Origin of the sequence: Mesonia mobilis DSM 19841 (assembly GCF_000423405.1) — a bacterium.
Taxonomy (GTDB): Bacteria; Bacteroidota; Bacteroidia; order Flavobacteriales; family Flavobacteriaceae; genus Mesonia; species Mesonia mobilis.
In genome coordinates, this window is record NZ_KE384013.1 from 58,073 (window position 1) to 72,730 (window position 14,658).

At 34.7% G+C, this 14,658-nt stretch carries 12 protein-coding genes; 3 read left to right on the plus strand and 9 right to left on the minus strand.

The features are described from left to right. Positions 1-2: 2 nt before the first annotated feature. Positions 3-677, plus strand: coding sequence for a tRNA (adenosine(37)-N6)-threonylcarbamoyltransferase complex dimerization subunit type 1 TsaB (gene tsaB, locus G551_RS0112670; RefSeq protein ID WP_027885903.1), 675 nt, complete (start codon positions 3-5; stop codon positions 675-677). Here the strand turns inward: tsaB and G551_RS0112675 are convergent. Both G551_RS0112675 and G551_RS0112680 read right to left on the minus strand, forming a co-directional pair. Next, entirely contained in the window at positions 674-1,540 is an 867-nt protein-coding gene (locus G551_RS0112675; protein ID WP_027885904.1) for a mechanosensitive ion channel family protein, read from the minus strand. The two genes, tsaB and G551_RS0112675, sit on opposite strands and share 4 nt — an antisense overlap. A gap of 80 nt (positions 1,541-1,620) precedes the next feature. Further along, positions 1,621-3,636, minus strand: a complete 2,016-nt coding sequence (locus G551_RS0112680; RefSeq protein ID WP_027885905.1) for a thioredoxin domain-containing protein — start codon at positions 3,634-3,636, stop codon at positions 1,621-1,623. Positions 3,637-3,784: 148 nt separating this feature from the next. Between G551_RS0112680 and G551_RS0112685 the strand changes: the two genes are divergently transcribed. After that, entirely contained in the window at positions 3,785-6,049 is a 2,265-nt protein-coding gene (locus G551_RS0112685) for an inorganic phosphate transporter (RefSeq protein WP_027885906.1), read from the plus strand. Positions 6,050-6,123: 74 nt separating this feature from the next. Here the strand turns inward: G551_RS0112685 and G551_RS0112690 are convergent, their stop codons facing one another. Next, positions 6,124-7,029 (minus strand): NifU family protein, encoded by a 906-nt coding sequence (locus G551_RS0112690; RefSeq protein ID WP_027885907.1) that lies wholly within the window; start codon positions 7,027-7,029, stop codon positions 6,124-6,126. A 229-nt stretch (positions 7,030-7,258) separates the two neighbouring features. Between G551_RS0112690 and G551_RS0112695 the strand changes: the two genes are divergently transcribed. Then, the gene (locus G551_RS0112695; RefSeq protein ID WP_027885908.1) at positions 7,259-8,278 is read left to right on the plus strand and encodes a PorP/SprF family type IX secretion system membrane protein; all 1,020 of its coding nucleotides are present in this window, start codon (positions 7,259-7,261) and stop codon (positions 8,276-8,278) included. On the opposite strand, the gene murI is transcribed toward G551_RS0112695, so the two are convergent. The 6 genes from murI to porG form a co-directional block, all read right to left on the minus strand. Then, positions 8,275-9,060 (minus strand): glutamate racemase, encoded by a 786-nt coding sequence (murI, locus tag G551_RS0112700; RefSeq protein ID WP_036243936.1) that lies wholly within the window; start codon positions 9,058-9,060, stop codon positions 8,275-8,277. The two genes, G551_RS0112695 and murI, sit on opposite strands and share 4 nt — an antisense overlap. Positions 9,061-9,126: 66 nt before the next feature. Continuing rightward, the gene (locus G551_RS0112705; RefSeq protein ID WP_027885910.1) at positions 9,127-9,642 is read right to left on the minus strand and encodes an OmpH family outer membrane protein; all 516 of its coding nucleotides are present in this window, start codon (positions 9,640-9,642) and stop codon (positions 9,127-9,129) included. Between the two features lie 42 nt (positions 9,643-9,684). Continuing rightward, the gene (locus G551_RS0112710) at positions 9,685-10,554 is read right to left on the minus strand and encodes an OmpH family outer membrane protein (RefSeq protein ID WP_027885911.1); all 870 of its coding nucleotides are present in this window, start codon (positions 10,552-10,554) and stop codon (positions 9,685-9,687) included. Between the two features lie 42 nt (positions 10,555-10,596). Then, complete coding sequence (gene bamA / locus G551_RS0112715; RefSeq protein WP_084626415.1) at positions 10,597-13,179, minus strand: outer membrane protein assembly factor BamA; 2,583 nt, start codon at positions 13,177-13,179, stop codon at positions 10,597-10,599. A gap of 7 nt (positions 13,180-13,186) precedes the next feature. Continuing rightward, positions 13,187-13,927 (minus strand): isoprenyl transferase, encoded by a 741-nt coding sequence (locus G551_RS0112720; RefSeq protein ID WP_027885913.1) that lies wholly within the window; start codon positions 13,925-13,927, stop codon positions 13,187-13,189. Further along, positions 13,928-14,596, minus strand: a complete 669-nt coding sequence (gene porG, locus G551_RS0112725; protein WP_229797276.1) for a type IX secretion system protein PorG — start codon at positions 14,594-14,596, stop codon at positions 13,928-13,930. Positions 14,597-14,658 lie beyond the last annotated feature (62 nt).

Below are 14,658 nucleotides of genomic sequence, written 5' to 3' on the forward strand. Positions count from 1 at the left end.
TTTTGGCTAAAATTTTAAACCTAGAAACGACCACCACTAACTGTTCGGTTTCGATCGGGATTAATAACGAAGTTGCAGTATTAAAAGAAGATAAAGAAGGCGGTTATTCTCACGCCGAGAAATTACACGTTTTTATTGAAGAGGCTTTAGCAGAAGTTAATTTTCAACTTAGCGATCTAGATGCTATTGCTGTAAGTAAAGGTCCGGGTTCTTATACAGGTTTGCGTATAGGCGTTTCTGCAGCGAAAGGTTTATGTTATAGCTTAGGGATTCCGTTGATTTCTATTTCTACTTTAGAGGCTTTAGCTCATCAAGTAACTCCTGAAAATAAAGAAGAAGTGATCGTACCAATGTTAGATGCTCGAAGAATGGAGGTTTATACGGCGGTTTATTCTTCAGAGAAACTTTTAATTTCACCTATTGAAGCTAAAATTTTAGAAGAACATTCTTTTGATAACTATTTTAGCGATTTTCATCCGGTACATTTTATTGGTAATGGCGTGAAGAAATTTGAAGAGATCTCTTCTGCAAAAAACGCTTTTTTTATCGATGCTTTACCATCAGCCAAAGAAATGGTAAAACTTGCTGAAGCTAAATACAAAAAAAGCGACACCGAAGATGTCGCTTATTTTGAACCTTATTATTTAAAAGATTTTGTAGTAAATCGAAAGAATTAAGCGTTATTTTCTTTTTTCTCTACCGTTCCATTCATTTTGGTTTGGTCGTAAAAGTAAACGTCTCTTTGTGGGTAAGGTATCGTCATACCGGCTTCTTCTAATCTAATTTTACCTTCTTCGATCATATTCCAGTGAATATCCCAGAATTTATCGTTTGGAGCAAAGTAACGAACCGAGAAGTTTACCGAGCTGTCTGCTAATTCAGCAACTAATACTTGCGGAGCAGGATCTTCCATAATGCCATCTTGCTCTTTTACTAATTGCATTAAAACCTCTTTTGCTTTCTTAATATCATCATCGTAAGAAATTCCGAAAGAAAGATTTTCTCTTCGAATACCGTTTACTGTATAGTTTACAATGTTGTCGTTCGCTAAACTTCCGTTAGGGATCACAGCTTCTTGATTACCAAATGTGTTTATTTTGGTATAAAATAAATTTACTTCTTTCACACTACCAGAAACGCCTTGTGCTTCAATCCAATCGCCAATTCGAAATGGTTTTAAAATAATTATTAAAACTCCTCCCGCAAAATTGGCAAGTGAACCTTGTAAAGCTAAACCAATAGCTAAACCTGCGGCACCTAAAACAGCGACTAAAGATGTAGTTTCGATCCCAGCTTGAGAGATGGCAACGATCACTACTAATATTTTTAATGCCCAAGTCACTAAAGTACTTAAAAAACCTTCTAAAGCCGGATCGTAATCTTTTTTAGCAAGCATCTTTTTCATGTACTTTACTACTCGTTTTACAATCCAAAACCCAACGATTAGAATTAGAATTGCGGCAATTAAATCAGGTAAAAAGTCTATAAGTTTTTCAATGTATTCTTTAGCGAGTTTAGAAAAGTCGTTTAATTTTTCCATAGTTAATTTTTTGGTTTTTAAAATGAAGATTTAAAGTTAAAATAAAAATCACCTAACCCATCGTTTAATTTTTGTTAAACTTAGGAATTTAGACGATCTATAACGTTTTCTATAGTTTTTTGCGGAAGCTCACAAGCGCCTTCTTTGCATAAATAGTAAAGTTCATTTTTATTTTCTTTACCGTGAGTTAGCGGAATTTCATCATCTGCAACAGCATAAATAAGCTGAGGTAAATAGTATTGCTGAATTTTTTCTTGGGAAGAAGCGCTTTCTTTCGAAAACACCAATTCATAAAATTGATGGGTAAAATTGAGCTGCAACGATAACCAATTACTGTAACCTGAAGGATAATCGTTTATTTGCGGTAAAATTTTCTTCAGCATCATTTCAGCAACTTCTTGCCATTCGTGTTTTAAATAGAATTTTGAAAGTTTAAAAAGATTATGCGCCATCACAGAATTTGAAGCCGGGATCACATTATCTTGCGTTTCTATACTACGCTGAATAAGTTTTACTTGGGTTGAAGTATAAAAAAAGAAACCACTTTTTTCATCGTAAAAATCTGTAAAAACCTGTTCAGTTAAATTTTTAGCGAGTTTTAGATGTGCAGTTTTAAAAGTAGTTTGATACAGTTTTAGTAAAGCTTCAATTAAAAAAGCATAATCTTCAAGATTAGCGTTGATGCTTTTTTTGTTTTTAAAATTTCTGTAGAGCTGAAGTTCTTCTAGTAAGTTTTCAGTGATAAAATTGATAGCCTTTTCAGCAATGGTTAAATATTCTTTTCTTTGAAAGATTTGATAGGCTTTTGTGTAAGCTTTAATCATCATTGCATTCCACGAGGTTAAACCTTTATCATCTAAACCGGGTCGTTTACGCTCTTTCCTTTTATTGAATAAAAGTTGTTTGCAATAGTTGATCTTTTGTTGAAGCTTCTCTTCAGTTATAGAAAATTGAGCGGCAATTTCTTCGGGAGTTTTGGTATTAATCAATACATAATCGCCTTCTTCCCAATATCCGTAAGCGTTAATATTGAAATATTCAGCAAAAATTTCAAAATCATCTTGAAGAAATTTTTGTAGCTCGTCTTTCTTCCAAGTGTAAAAAGCACCTTCTTTTTTAAGGTTTTCTTCGTTTAAACTATCGGCGTCTAAAGCGGCAAAAAAATAACCTTGTTGCGCAGTAAGCTCTCGTTGAATAAACTCTAAACTTTCTTCAACAACTTTTTTGAAATTTTCGTTTTTAAAGACCACATAAGCATCGCTATATAATTCGATGAGTTGCGCATTATCATAAAGCATTTTCTCGAAATGCGGAATGTGCCAGCGTTCATCGACACTGTATCGCGAAAAGCCTCCGCCGAGTGTGTCGTAAATTCCGCCTTGAGCCATTTTTTCTAGAGAGAATTCAACAAAATCTAAAATTTCTTTTTGTTGATGCTGAAAACCATAGCGCAATAAAAACGAAAGATTATTAGGCATCATAAATTTTGGAGCTCCACGAAAACCTCCGTTTTTAAGATCGAACTTCGATTGCCAAGAGGTAATAGTTTCCTCTAAAAAAGTTGAAGAAAATACTTGTCCTTCACTTTCGCTACTCACAAGGTTATTGAGCTGCTCCATTCCTAAGCTTAATTTTTGAGCATAATCTTCCATATGCTCCGGAGCTTTTTTATACAAATCTGTTAACTGGTGCAGCGATCCCATCCATTTTTTCTTTGGAAGATACGTAACGCCCCAAACCGGTCTGCCGTCTGGTAAAGCCACAATATTTAATGGCCAGCCACCTTGCCCGGTCATAATTTGCAGCGCACTCATATAAATTTGATCGACATCGGGACGTTCTTCTCGATCTACTTTAATGCTAATGAAGTTTTCATTCATCACTTGCGCGACTTCTTCATCTTCAAAACATTCGTGTTCCATCACGTGGCACCAATGGCAAGCAGAATAGCCAATGCTAATGAGTAAAAGTTTATTGTTATCTTTAGCAAACTTTAAGATAGAATCGTTCCAAGATTGCCAAAAAACGGGGTTATTTGCATGTTGTAATAAATAAGGACTTGTTTCTTTTGCAAGTAGATTTTCTAATTGTCTCATAAATCTGTAATATTGGCGTCTGAAAACGTAAAAAATACAAGGTAAAAAGAATAATTTGAAGATGTACAATTTAATGTTTTGGTAACAATAGAAGCATGAAAATCTCAAATTATTAAAACACTTTTGCAGATTGTAAAAAAGAATATTTATGGAGAATATTTATATTGTAATGTTGGTGGTTCTTTTTGGCCTCGCCATTACAGATTTAGTAGTAGGAGTAAGTAACGACGCGGTTAACTTCTTAAATTCTGCTATTGGATCGAAAGCCGTTTCTCTTCGCACAATTATGATTGTTGCTAGTGTGGGAGTTGCTGTTGGAGCCATTTTTTCTAGTGGTCTTATGGAGGTGGCAAGAAAAGGTATTTTTATGCCGAGCCAGTTTTACTTTGATGAGATCATGATCATTTTTATGGCCGTCATGATTACCGATGTCTTACTGCTCGATTTCTTCAACTCGCTTGGTTTACCTACTTCTACAACCGTTTCTATTGTTTTTGAATTGTTGGGTGCGGCAGTGAGTATTGCAGTAATAAAACTTTATTCTGAAGGAGAATCGTTAGCGTTACTTTCTGATTATATAAACACCGCTAAAGCAACAGAAATTGTTTTAGGTATCTTACTTTCGGTGGTAGTTGCCTTTAGTATTGGTGCATTTGTACAATATGTTTCTCGATTAGTATTTACCTTTCAATATGAAAAGAAACTGAAGTATTTTGGTGCTATTTTTGGCGGAGTTTCTTTTGCAGCGATTACTTATTTCATCTTCATTAAAGGGATGAAGAGTATTACCTTTTTATCTTCAGACGTAAAAGAATTTGTAAATGAGCATACTTGGCTCATCATATTAATAAGTTTTGTGTTCTGGTCGTTGATCTCACAATTGTTAATGAGTGTTTTTAAAACGAATATTTTAAAAGCTATTATTATTGTGGGAACATTTGCTTTAGCGTTAGCCTTTGCAGGTAACGACTTGGTGAACTTTATTGGAGTTCCAATTGCGGCGTGGCAATCTTTTGGATTGTGGCAAACCGCTTACGAAACTTCTGGAGTGTTGCCTTCAGAATTTGCAATGAGTGGTTTGGCAGGAAGTGTACAAACTCCGGAATTTCTTTTAATTATCGCCGGTGGGGTAATGGTGTTAACACTTTGGTTATCTAGTAAAGCAAGAGCGGTTGTAGATACCGGTGTAAATCTTTCTCGACAAGGCGATGGTGCTGAACGTTTTGAGCCAAATACCTTAGCACGTGTGTTAGTAAGATATTCTGTTGTGGCAAGTAATGCGGTAACCAGTATTTTACCTGGGCGTGTAAAAAATAAAATTGAAGCAAAGTTCGAAAAGCCGAATTCAGCTCTAGCAGATCGTAGAGTTGATGCTCCGGCTTTTGATACTGTAAGAGCTTCTGTAAATTTAGTAGTTGCCGGTATTTTAATTTCTATTGGTACCAACTTAAAACTTCCTCTTTCAACTACTTATGTAACGTTCATGGTAGCGATGGGTACTTCGTTAGCCGATCGTGCTTGGGATCGTGAAAGTGCGGTTTATCGAGTAGCAGGTGTAGTGAACGTTGTAGGAGGTTGGTTTGTAACTGCCGGTGTTGCCTTTTTAGCAGCTGCGATTTTTGCCGCTATCATTTGGTATGGTGGTACGATTGCTTTAGCGATATTGGTAATTTTAGCGATTGTTCTAATCGTTAGAAGTGCAGTGCTTCATTCTAAGAAAGTAAAAGAAGAAAAAAGTAAAAAACGTTTTAATCGTCACGATATCATTACCATTAATGAAATTACGATTGAAACTTCACAAAATATTTCTAGCGTAATTAGCGGGATTAATAAGCGTTACAGCAAGACTGTAGATCATTTAGGGTATCATGATCTTAGTAAATTGAGAAAAGATACTAAGAAACTGAATGATCTTGAAGATGAGGTCGATGAGTTAAAAGATAACGTATTCTACTTTATCAAGTCGTTAGAAGATAATTCGGTTGGGGCGAGTAAGTTCTATATTTTGTTCTTAGATATTCTTCAGGATATGGTGCAGTCTATTGGTCAAATTACACGTTCAAGTTATAGACACGTGAACAATAACCATAAGAATTTAAAATTCAACCAGATTCGAGACTTAAAGAGTGTAGATAGAGAAATGCAAGTGTTGTTTGATGAGATTATTGAAACTTTTGATAATCACTCATTCTCTAGAATTGATCAGATTTTAAATGATAAGCAAACCTTATTAGATAAAGTTTCAGGATTAATTCAGAAGCAGATTGAGCGTATTAGAACTTCAGAAACGAGTCCTAAGAACACTAAACTATACTTTGGTCTTCTATTAGAAACAAAAGATTTAGTGACATCTACGATGAGTCTTCTACAATTATTTAAAGAATATTACGAAGACGCTAAACGTGAGTTCTAATTCGAAAAAGTTTAGAGATAAAAAAAGGAGCATCAATTTGATGCTCCTTTTTTATTGAATTAAAATCTTACATACTAACCATTAATGGCGTGTACGGTATTTACTTTACCGTGTAGCATATCTTTTAGCATGGTTTCGATTCCGTTTTTTAGTGTAATGGTTGAAGACGGGCAGCCGCTACAAGCTCCTTGTAAAACAACGCTTACATTTTTAGTTTCCGGATCGTAAGAATTAAACATAATATTACCGCCGTCACTTGCTACCGCAGGCTTAATGTATTCATCTAAAATAGCGATGATCTGTTTCGAAGTATCGTCTAAATTTTCAGTATTTACGGCAGATGAGGTTTGTGGTTCTGAAGATTTATCTGAAATCGTACTTTCAGTGATCACTTCATTACCTTCTTGAATGTAGTTGCGAATAAATTCTCTTAGCTCCATTACGACTTCTTCCCATTCAGAAATATCGTATTTAGTGATCGAAACATAATTTTCATCAAAAAATATTTCTTTTACAAAAGGAAAGTGAAATAGCTTTTGAGCTAATGGTGAATTTTTAGCTTCATCAATATTCTTGAATTCTGTCGTATTGATAACCAATTTTTTATTGGCAACAAACTTCATCACTTTTGGGTTCGGTGTACTTTCAGCATACACTGTAACCGGTACATTTTTTTTAGTTTCTGGAGTTTTTACAACTTCTTTGCCTGAATTTAAATAATTTTCAACTTGTTCGGCTACTTCTTTTTCAACATCATTCCATTCTACAATGTTATATTTTTCTATCGCTACAAAATTTTGTGCGATATAAACCGTTTTAACAAAAGGTAAGTGAAAAAGTTGTTGTGCAATTGGAGAATTTTTAGCCTCCTCAATATTTTTAAATTCGTATCCTTCGCCTTGAATTAAAAATGAATTCGCTTCAAATTTCTGAATTGATTCATTATTGGTAGGTTTTATTTCGATAGAATATTTATTCATAACATAAATTTTTGACAAAAATACTAAAAGAAATACAATGAAATCAATATATTTACGCCCAATATTTGCTAGCATAATTTGTTAAAAACCCTAATTATCTATTGTTAACCGGGATTAATGTTGAAAAAGATTAATGTTTTAAGTCTTTATCTGTTTAACATTTTTACAACAAATTTTGCAAAGCTTATATTAAAGTTTATTTTAGTGATGAAATAACCCTTAAGTACCCATGAAAAAACTTAACCCCTTATTAATACTTGTATGTCTTTTTTTAACCGCAGGATTACGTGCGCAAGAAAGAGGGATTCCAGTTTATTCTGATTATTTAACAGATAACTTATATTTAGTACATCCATCAATGGCTGGTGCTGCAACACAAACTAAATTACGTTTAACAGGACGTAGACAGTGGTTTGATGTAGATGATGCTCCCGCTTTAGAAACGGCTAGTTTAAACGGTAAAGTAGGTGAAAATGTTGGTTTAGGAGCGATCTTGTATAACGATTCTAACGGTAGATTTTCACAACAAGGTGTTTATGCTACAATGGCTTATCACTTATTACTTTCTAGAAACCGTATAGACCTTAATCAATTATCTTTTGGATTGAGTGTTGGAGTTCTACAAGAGCGTTTAGACGAAAGTGATTTAATTGGAGGTACAAACCCTAATGATCCTAATATTTCTGGAGCACAACAAAGAGATGCTTTTTTTAATGTAGATTTTGGGATGTCTTATTACTTATTTGAGTTTTATACGCATTTTACGGTAAAAAACTTAATTCCGCAGCAAAGGGATATTTTTTCTCAAGAATTCGAAACTGATAACCAAAGACAGTACTTACTTTCTGCAGGGTATATTATCGATCCTTATAGTACAGAATGGTCTTTTGAGCCTTCTGTTTTATTTCAGTTGAAGGAAGAAACTTCAGAAGCTGCTATCGATGTGAACTTTAAAGCTTACAGAGATTTTGATTTTGGACGTTTATGGGGAGGTTTGTCTTACCGTAGAAGTTTTGATGGTGCAGAATATACTACCGATGGTGCATCTTCTGTAGATAATCAAAAATTACAATATGTTTCTCCGTTTGTAGGTATTAATTACGGTAACTTTATGTTTGCTTACACGTATACTTACCAAGCCAACTCTATTGTGTTGTCTAACTCAGGATTCCATCAAATTACTTTAGGATATAACTTCGGGGAGAACAAAGAGCCTTACGAATGTAACTGTCCAGCAATTAATTATTAAAAGTCTAAATACTTAACCGGAAATTCCGGAACAAAGTTTTTCAATATTTCTTCGCTTCTATTGGTGTAAAAACGAATGGAAGCTTTTTTTTGCTCTTTTTCTAACAGTGATAATTGTTGCAATACATTCTTTGTTTGTCGCGCAACAGCTTCACCAGAATCGATAATAACTACATCTTTTGGTAATAACTCGTGTAGTAAGGGAATTAAATAGGGATAATGACTACAACCCAATACCAAGTAATCTATATTTTTGTTAAGCATTGGTTGTAGTAATTGTGATAATAGTTGTTTTGTAGAAGGCTGGCCGATGTTTCCTTGTTCGATAGCTTCCACCAATCCGGCGCCGATGACTTCGATCACTTCAATATTTTTAGCGAAAAGCTCTGAGGTTTTATGAAATAACTCGCTAGATAAAGTTCCTTTGGTGGCTAAAATGCCAACGGCTTTATTCTTTGAGTTTAGTGCTGCAGGTTTAATGGCAGGTTCAATACCAATAAAAGGTACGTTGTAAGTCGATCTTAGCACGTCTATAGCGTTTACAGTTGCAGTATTACACGCAACAACTATAATCTTACAACCTTGCGCTAAAAGTAGTTCTGTGTTCTTTTTTGAAAGCGCAATTATTTCTTCTTTCGATTTGTAACCGTAAGGTGCATTTTTACTATCGGCTAAATAGATAATGTCTTCGTGAGGTAGTAATTGGTGAATTTCTTTAAAGATAGAAGTTCCGCCGATTCCGGAATCAAAAATACCAATGGGTTGAGAAGAAACTTGAGTCATAATAAATAAAAAAGCACTTTCAAAATTAATGAAAGTGCTTTAGATATTTAGCTTTTTAGCTTGAAATTAGATTCCTAAGTCTTTCTTTACATCTGCCATTAAATCGTAACCATCTGCTAAGATCACTCCACCAGCTCCGGTAGTAGAATCTAAAACATAGTCGTAACCTTTTTCTCTAGCTACTTTCTGAATAGAAGTACGAGCTTTTTCGTAAACTGGTCTTAACAATTCGCTTTCTTTCTTCTGAAGTTCTTTTTGAGCGTTTTGCTGAAACTGAACAATTTTTTGCTGATCTTGTTGAAGTTCTTGTGCTCTTTTAGCATTTTCTTCTTCAGTTTGGTTAACAGCTTCTTGCTGGTATCTTTGGTTTTTACTTTGAGCTTCTTTGTATAAATCGTCTATGTCTGCTCTGTAAGTACTTTCTAATTTTTCTAACTGAGACATTGCAGATTTGTAAGCCGGCATCGTTTCAATTAATTCTTGCGTATTAATGTGCGCAACTTTAGAATCTTGTGCGTTACTTAGGGCAACGGCTCCAAAAACAAATGATAATGCTATTAATAATGTTCTAAACTGTTTCATTTTTGTTTAAATTAAGGTAATTAGATTATTGTAATTGATTATTTATTCTTCTTCTTCATTATTAGCAGGAGCTCCCGGTGGAGTGCTGCTATTATTGCTGTTTTGCTGTTGTTGTTCTCTTATACGTTGTAAAGAATCTCTTTTGCGATCTCGATCGGCTAAAAGTTTGGCTCTTCTGGCTTCAAACTCTCTTTGTCTAGCATCTCGAATAGAGTCTCTTTGGCGTTGTCTTTCATTAAGTATTCTTTCTCGCTCATCTTCTTGCGCTTGTCTTGCGGCTTCGCGCTCCTCTTTCTCTTCTTTATCTTCTGCAGCTTGTTCTACAGATTTATAAGGTTCTTCAGCATTGGCTTCTTTTTCTTCTCTTCGGTTTTCTAGATCTAATTTTCTAGATGAACGCTGAATGATATTTAAAACTTGGTCGCTAATATCGTGTCTTTTTGCTGAAAATAAAAGTAATGCGTCTGCAGAGTTTTCAAAGATGAAATCGTATTGTCTTTTTTCACCTATTTCTTGTACTGCATTAAAAACTTGGTCTTGTATAGGCTGAATTAATTGTCTTTTCTGAACAATAAATTGGCCTTGAGGTCCAAATTTTTCCTGCTGATAGTCTAAAATTACTTTCTCTTCATATTCAATTTCTTCTTCTCTTTCAACAATAAGCTCTTTGGTTAATAGCGCTCGTTCATTTTCTAAATTCTGCTTCATATCTTCAACCTTTTGCATTTTAGATTGAATTTCTGCTCGCCATTTTTGAGTTCTTGCTTCTAACTGATTGCTTGCTTCTTTATATTCAGGAACATTTTCTAAAATATATTCCATATCGATATAAGCAACTTTAATTCCCCTTTGGGCAAAAGTAAATACCGGAATAAGTAGCAGTAAGCATAAGGTTAAAAATCTATTTCTCATAATGTTTTTTGTTTATAGAAAATATCGTGCCAAATCAAAAAACTAGAATTGTTGTCCGATAATAAAGTGCGTTTCCCATCCGTTAGGGCCGGTGTTTGTTCCCGGGATCGGATCGAAACCATAACCAAAGTCAATCCCTAGCAATCCGAAGGCCGGCATAAAGATACGAACCCCAAATCCTGCAGATCTGTTTAATTGAAATGGATTAAAATCTTTAAAACCATCGTAAGAAGCACCACCTTCTGCGAAAGTTAACGCATAAATAGATGCGGAAGGTTTTAAGGTTATAGGATATCTCAATTCTAAGCTATATTTATTGTAGATCGTCGCTCCGTCGTTTCTGGTAACTCCAGTAGTCGCTGTATAATTTCTGTCAATAGGTACTAAGGATTGGTTAGGGTAACCTCTTAATCTAATCGTCTCACGACCATCTAAGCTGTAACCACCAAGACCATCACCACCAAGATAAAAACGCTCGAAAGGTGGGATTCCTCTATCATTGTTATACGCTCCTAAGAAACCATATTCTACGTTTGTTCTAAGAACGAACTTATCTACGATTTGATTGTACCAATCTCCATTAAATTTAATCTTATAATATTCTAACCAGTTAAAACGTTGCTGGTCGATCTTTGCTAAATCTGGATTACCGTCTTCGTCTTGGTAAGCAGTTTGATTAGCTAAATCTCCGTAATCTATACCATTCCATAAAGAATAAGGTGGAGTGAATTTAGCAGTAATACTAAATTTAGATCCTCCTAATGGGTAAATTGGATTGGTAAAGGTGTTATCACGACTTAAGCCTAAAGTAAGCGCAAAATTGTTTGCGTGACCATCAGGGAAATTAAATAAACCAATGTTGTAGTTCTTTAAATTATAATGTTGGAAACTTAAAGCTGTAGATAATGTGAAATAGTCATCAGGAACGCTCAAACGTTTTGCTAAACCAACAGAACCTCCAGTAATCAAAAACCTTCTGTCTCTATCGGCTTCACGAGCGTAAGCATCATAAAAATACTGTACGGTATGCGATAAAGAGGTCGTTAAACGAATTGGCTTTTTACCTCCTAACCAAGGTTCAGAAAATGAAAAGCTAAACGTTCTATAAAACGTAGAAGCTTGTAGTCTTAGCGATAAAGTCTGGCCGTCACCCATTGGTAAAGGTTTGTAAGCGTCTTTATCGAAAATACCTTTTAATGAGAAGTTGTTGAAGGATAAACCTAACGTTCCCACAAAGCCACCACCACCGTAACCCCCTTGAAGCTCGATCTGGCTGGCGCCACTTTCAACTACGTTATATTCTAAGTCTAATGTACCGTCGTTAGGGTTTACATTTTTAAATTCTGGTGAAAGTTGTTCTGCATCGAAAAAGCCTAACTGACCTAATTCTCTCACGGTTCTTACAACATCTTCTTTGCTGTATTTTTGACCGGGACGCGTTCTTAAGTTTCTGTAAATAACGTGATCGTTAGTCTTGTCGTTACCATTAACTACGATATCGTTAAAATAGGCTTCTTTACCTTCAACAATTCTAATTTCGAAGTCGATGGTGTCGTTGTAAACACGAGTTTCTACCGGATTGATCTGAGAGAATAAATATCCGTTGTTTTGGTAAAGGTTGGTTAAGTCGTTAGCATCTGGTTTTTCGTTGTCTGCGATTTTCTTTTTCAATAATACTCCGTTATAAACATCTCCTTTAGAAATACCTAATACTTGTTTTAACTGCTGATCTGAATATACGCTATTCCCTAAAAATTCAATATTTCCGAAGTAATAACGATCACCTTCTTCTAGCTGAAGGTTAATAACGATATCTTTATCACCTTTCTTAATGATCGAATCTGAAGTGATTCTGGCATCACGATAACCTTTTTCTTTGTATTTGTTAATGATCTTTTCTTTATCGTTCTTATAATCTTCAGCGATAAATTTTGATCTTTTCCAGAAGCGTAAGAAATTTTTACGCTTGGTTTTCATTTGTCTTCTCACTTTAGCATCAGAAAAGACATTGTTTCCTTCAATATTAATTGAAGAGATTTTTACTTTTTCACCACGCTCGATATTTAAAATCATATCTACTTTAGAGCTTTCTGAAGCAGTGGTGTCTTGTACTTCTCTGGTTCTAATATCTACAGAAGCATTTAAATATCCGTCACTTTTGTACTCTTCTCTTAAGTTAGCACGGGTATTGGCAATAAGGTTTTCAGTTACTTTAGTGCCTGGTTTAAGTTTATTGTCTTTAATAATTTCTTCACGACGTTTTTTCTTTTTAAGTCCATTAATGGTGACTTCGCGAAGTTCGGGTACTTCTTGTATTTCAAGTTCTAAGTAAGCTTGATCGTCTTCAATTTTAGTAATGTAGAAGTTGATGTCGCTAAAAAGGCCAAGATCCCATAATTTTTTGATGACGTTACTCATTCTGTCGCCAGGAATGTAGATCTTATCTCCCTCGCGTAGACCGGTAAAGGCAATTACAGTTTGTTCATTATAATTTGAAGTTCCTGTTACTTTAATTTCAGCAATCGTATATTCTTTACTGTTTGCGATAGGAACATCATTTTGGGCTATAGCTTTAAAACCAAATGTAATGGTGCATATTAAGATTAAAAATAGTTGTTTGTTCATCATTACATTAACTAAGTTGCTCACTCGTTTTTCCAAATCTTCTCTCTCTGTTTTGATAATTCAATACGGCCTCTAATAAATTTTCTCGTCTAAAATCTGGCCAAAGTGTTGGGGTAAAGTATAATTCTGCATAAGCAATTTGCCATAATAAGAAATTACTTATTCTTTCTTCACCGCTGGTTCTTATTAATAAATCGACGTCTGGTAAATTGTGGGTATATAAATGTTGATTTACCGTATCGTCGTTAATGCTTTCTATATCAAGACTGCCATCTTTTACCTTTGTTGCAATAGATTTTATGGTACTTACCATTTCTTCTCTTGAACCATAGCTTAATGCTAAGGTTAGCGTCATTAATTTATTACCAGAAGTTTTTTGAATTACTTCATCTAATTCTTTTCTGGCTTTGTTAGGTAAGTTTTCTATACGACCAATGGCATTAAGCTTAATGTTATTATCCATTAAGGTTTTAATTTCTTTTTTTAAGGAAGAAACTAAAAGATTCATTAAAGTTTTAACTTCTAATTTAGGTCGGTTCCAGTTTTCTGTAGAAAAGGCGAAAAGGGTTAAATTTTCAATACCTATTTCTGCGCAAATCTCTACGGTTTCTCTTACGGCTTTAGTGCCGGTTTCGTGACCTTTTACTCTTAAAAAGCCTTGTCTTTTTGCCCATCTACCATTACCATCCATAATCACGGCAACGTGTTTTGGTAATTTGGCTCTATTTATTTGTTCTTTTAAATTCATTTAAAAACTACAATAACAAGGTTTTCTTCCAAAGGTATAGGTTAAGGTTATTCCTGTAAACATATACCAGTCGTTTGTGTTTGGATTGCCAAAGGAAGGTAAATTTTCTCCGCCATCAAACTCTTCAGGAGTACTTCCGTCGAGATTGTCTGTAAAAGTGTATCGTGCGCCTACTTCAAGACCTAATACAAATTTGGTGGCTATCGACCATTTAAGACCAAAAACCATAGGAATGGCGAAATCTATATTTCTTCTTCGTTCTGTAAGTTCATTATTACCTGCTAAAGCTAAATCGTGACTTAGAAAACCTGTGATTCCTGTATATAAATAAGGGGTAAATTGGGGTTCAAAATTATGGAGGCTCCATTCTTTAAATGTGAATTCTAAGCCTAATGAGCCTTCTAATAGCGAGTTGTCGAATTTGTACCCACGTTGATTTCTTCTTGCTTCATCAGAGTCTGCATCGTCTGCGCTTAAGCGAGTATAAAGTAAACTGGCTCTAAATGAATGTCTTTCGCTACGGTTCCATTTTACGATACCGCCAATGGCTAATTCGTTAGGAGAGATATAAGTAGTATTCCCTACATCACCAATATAATTGGCGCCACCAAGCATAACTCCTACTTCGTAGGTTTGCGCTTGTAAGGTGTTGTGTAGTAGAACCATCATTATAACTGCCGTTAGATACCTCATAAAATTTCTAAAAGTTTGCAAATATATGAATTAAGTTT

Bases quoted from the DNA above. Each gene is read 5' to 3' on its own strand.
- G551_RS0112675 (WP_027885904.1), bottom strand. From the start codon at position 1,540: ATGGAAAAATTAAACGACTTTTCTAAACTCGCTAAAGAATACATTGAA.
- G551_RS0112680 (WP_027885905.1), bottom strand. From the start codon at position 3,636: ATGAGACAATTAGAAAATCTACTTGCAAAAGAAACAAGTCCTTATTTA.
- G551_RS0112685 (WP_027885906.1), top strand. From the start codon at position 3,785: ATGGAGAATATTTATATTGTAATGTTGGTGGTTCTTTTTGGCCTCGCC.
- G551_RS0112690 (WP_027885907.1), bottom strand. From the start codon at position 7,029: ATGAATAAATATTCTATCGAAATAAAACCTACCAATAATGAATCAATT.
- G551_RS0112695 (WP_027885908.1), top strand. From the start codon at position 7,259: ATGAAAAAACTTAACCCCTTATTAATACTTGTATGTCTTTTTTTAACC.
- murI (WP_036243936.1), bottom strand. From the start codon at position 9,060: ATGACTCAAGTTTCTTCTCAACCCATTGGTATTTTTGATTCCGGAATC.
- G551_RS0112705 (WP_027885910.1), bottom strand. From the start codon at position 9,642: ATGAAACAGTTTAGAACATTATTAATAGCATTATCATTTGTTTTTGGA.
- G551_RS0112710 (WP_027885911.1), bottom strand. From the start codon at position 10,554: ATGAGAAATAGATTTTTAACCTTATGCTTACTGCTACTTATTCCGGTA.
- bamA (WP_084626415.1), bottom strand. From the start codon at position 13,179: ATGAACAAACAACTATTTTTAATCTTAATATGCACCATTACATTTGGT.
- G551_RS0112720 (WP_027885913.1), bottom strand. From the start codon at position 13,927: ATGAATTTAAAAGAACAAATAAATAGAGCCAAATTACCAAAACACGTT.
- porG (WP_229797276.1), bottom strand. From the start codon at position 14,596: ATGATGGTTCTACTACACAACACCTTACAAGCGCAAACCTACGAAGTA.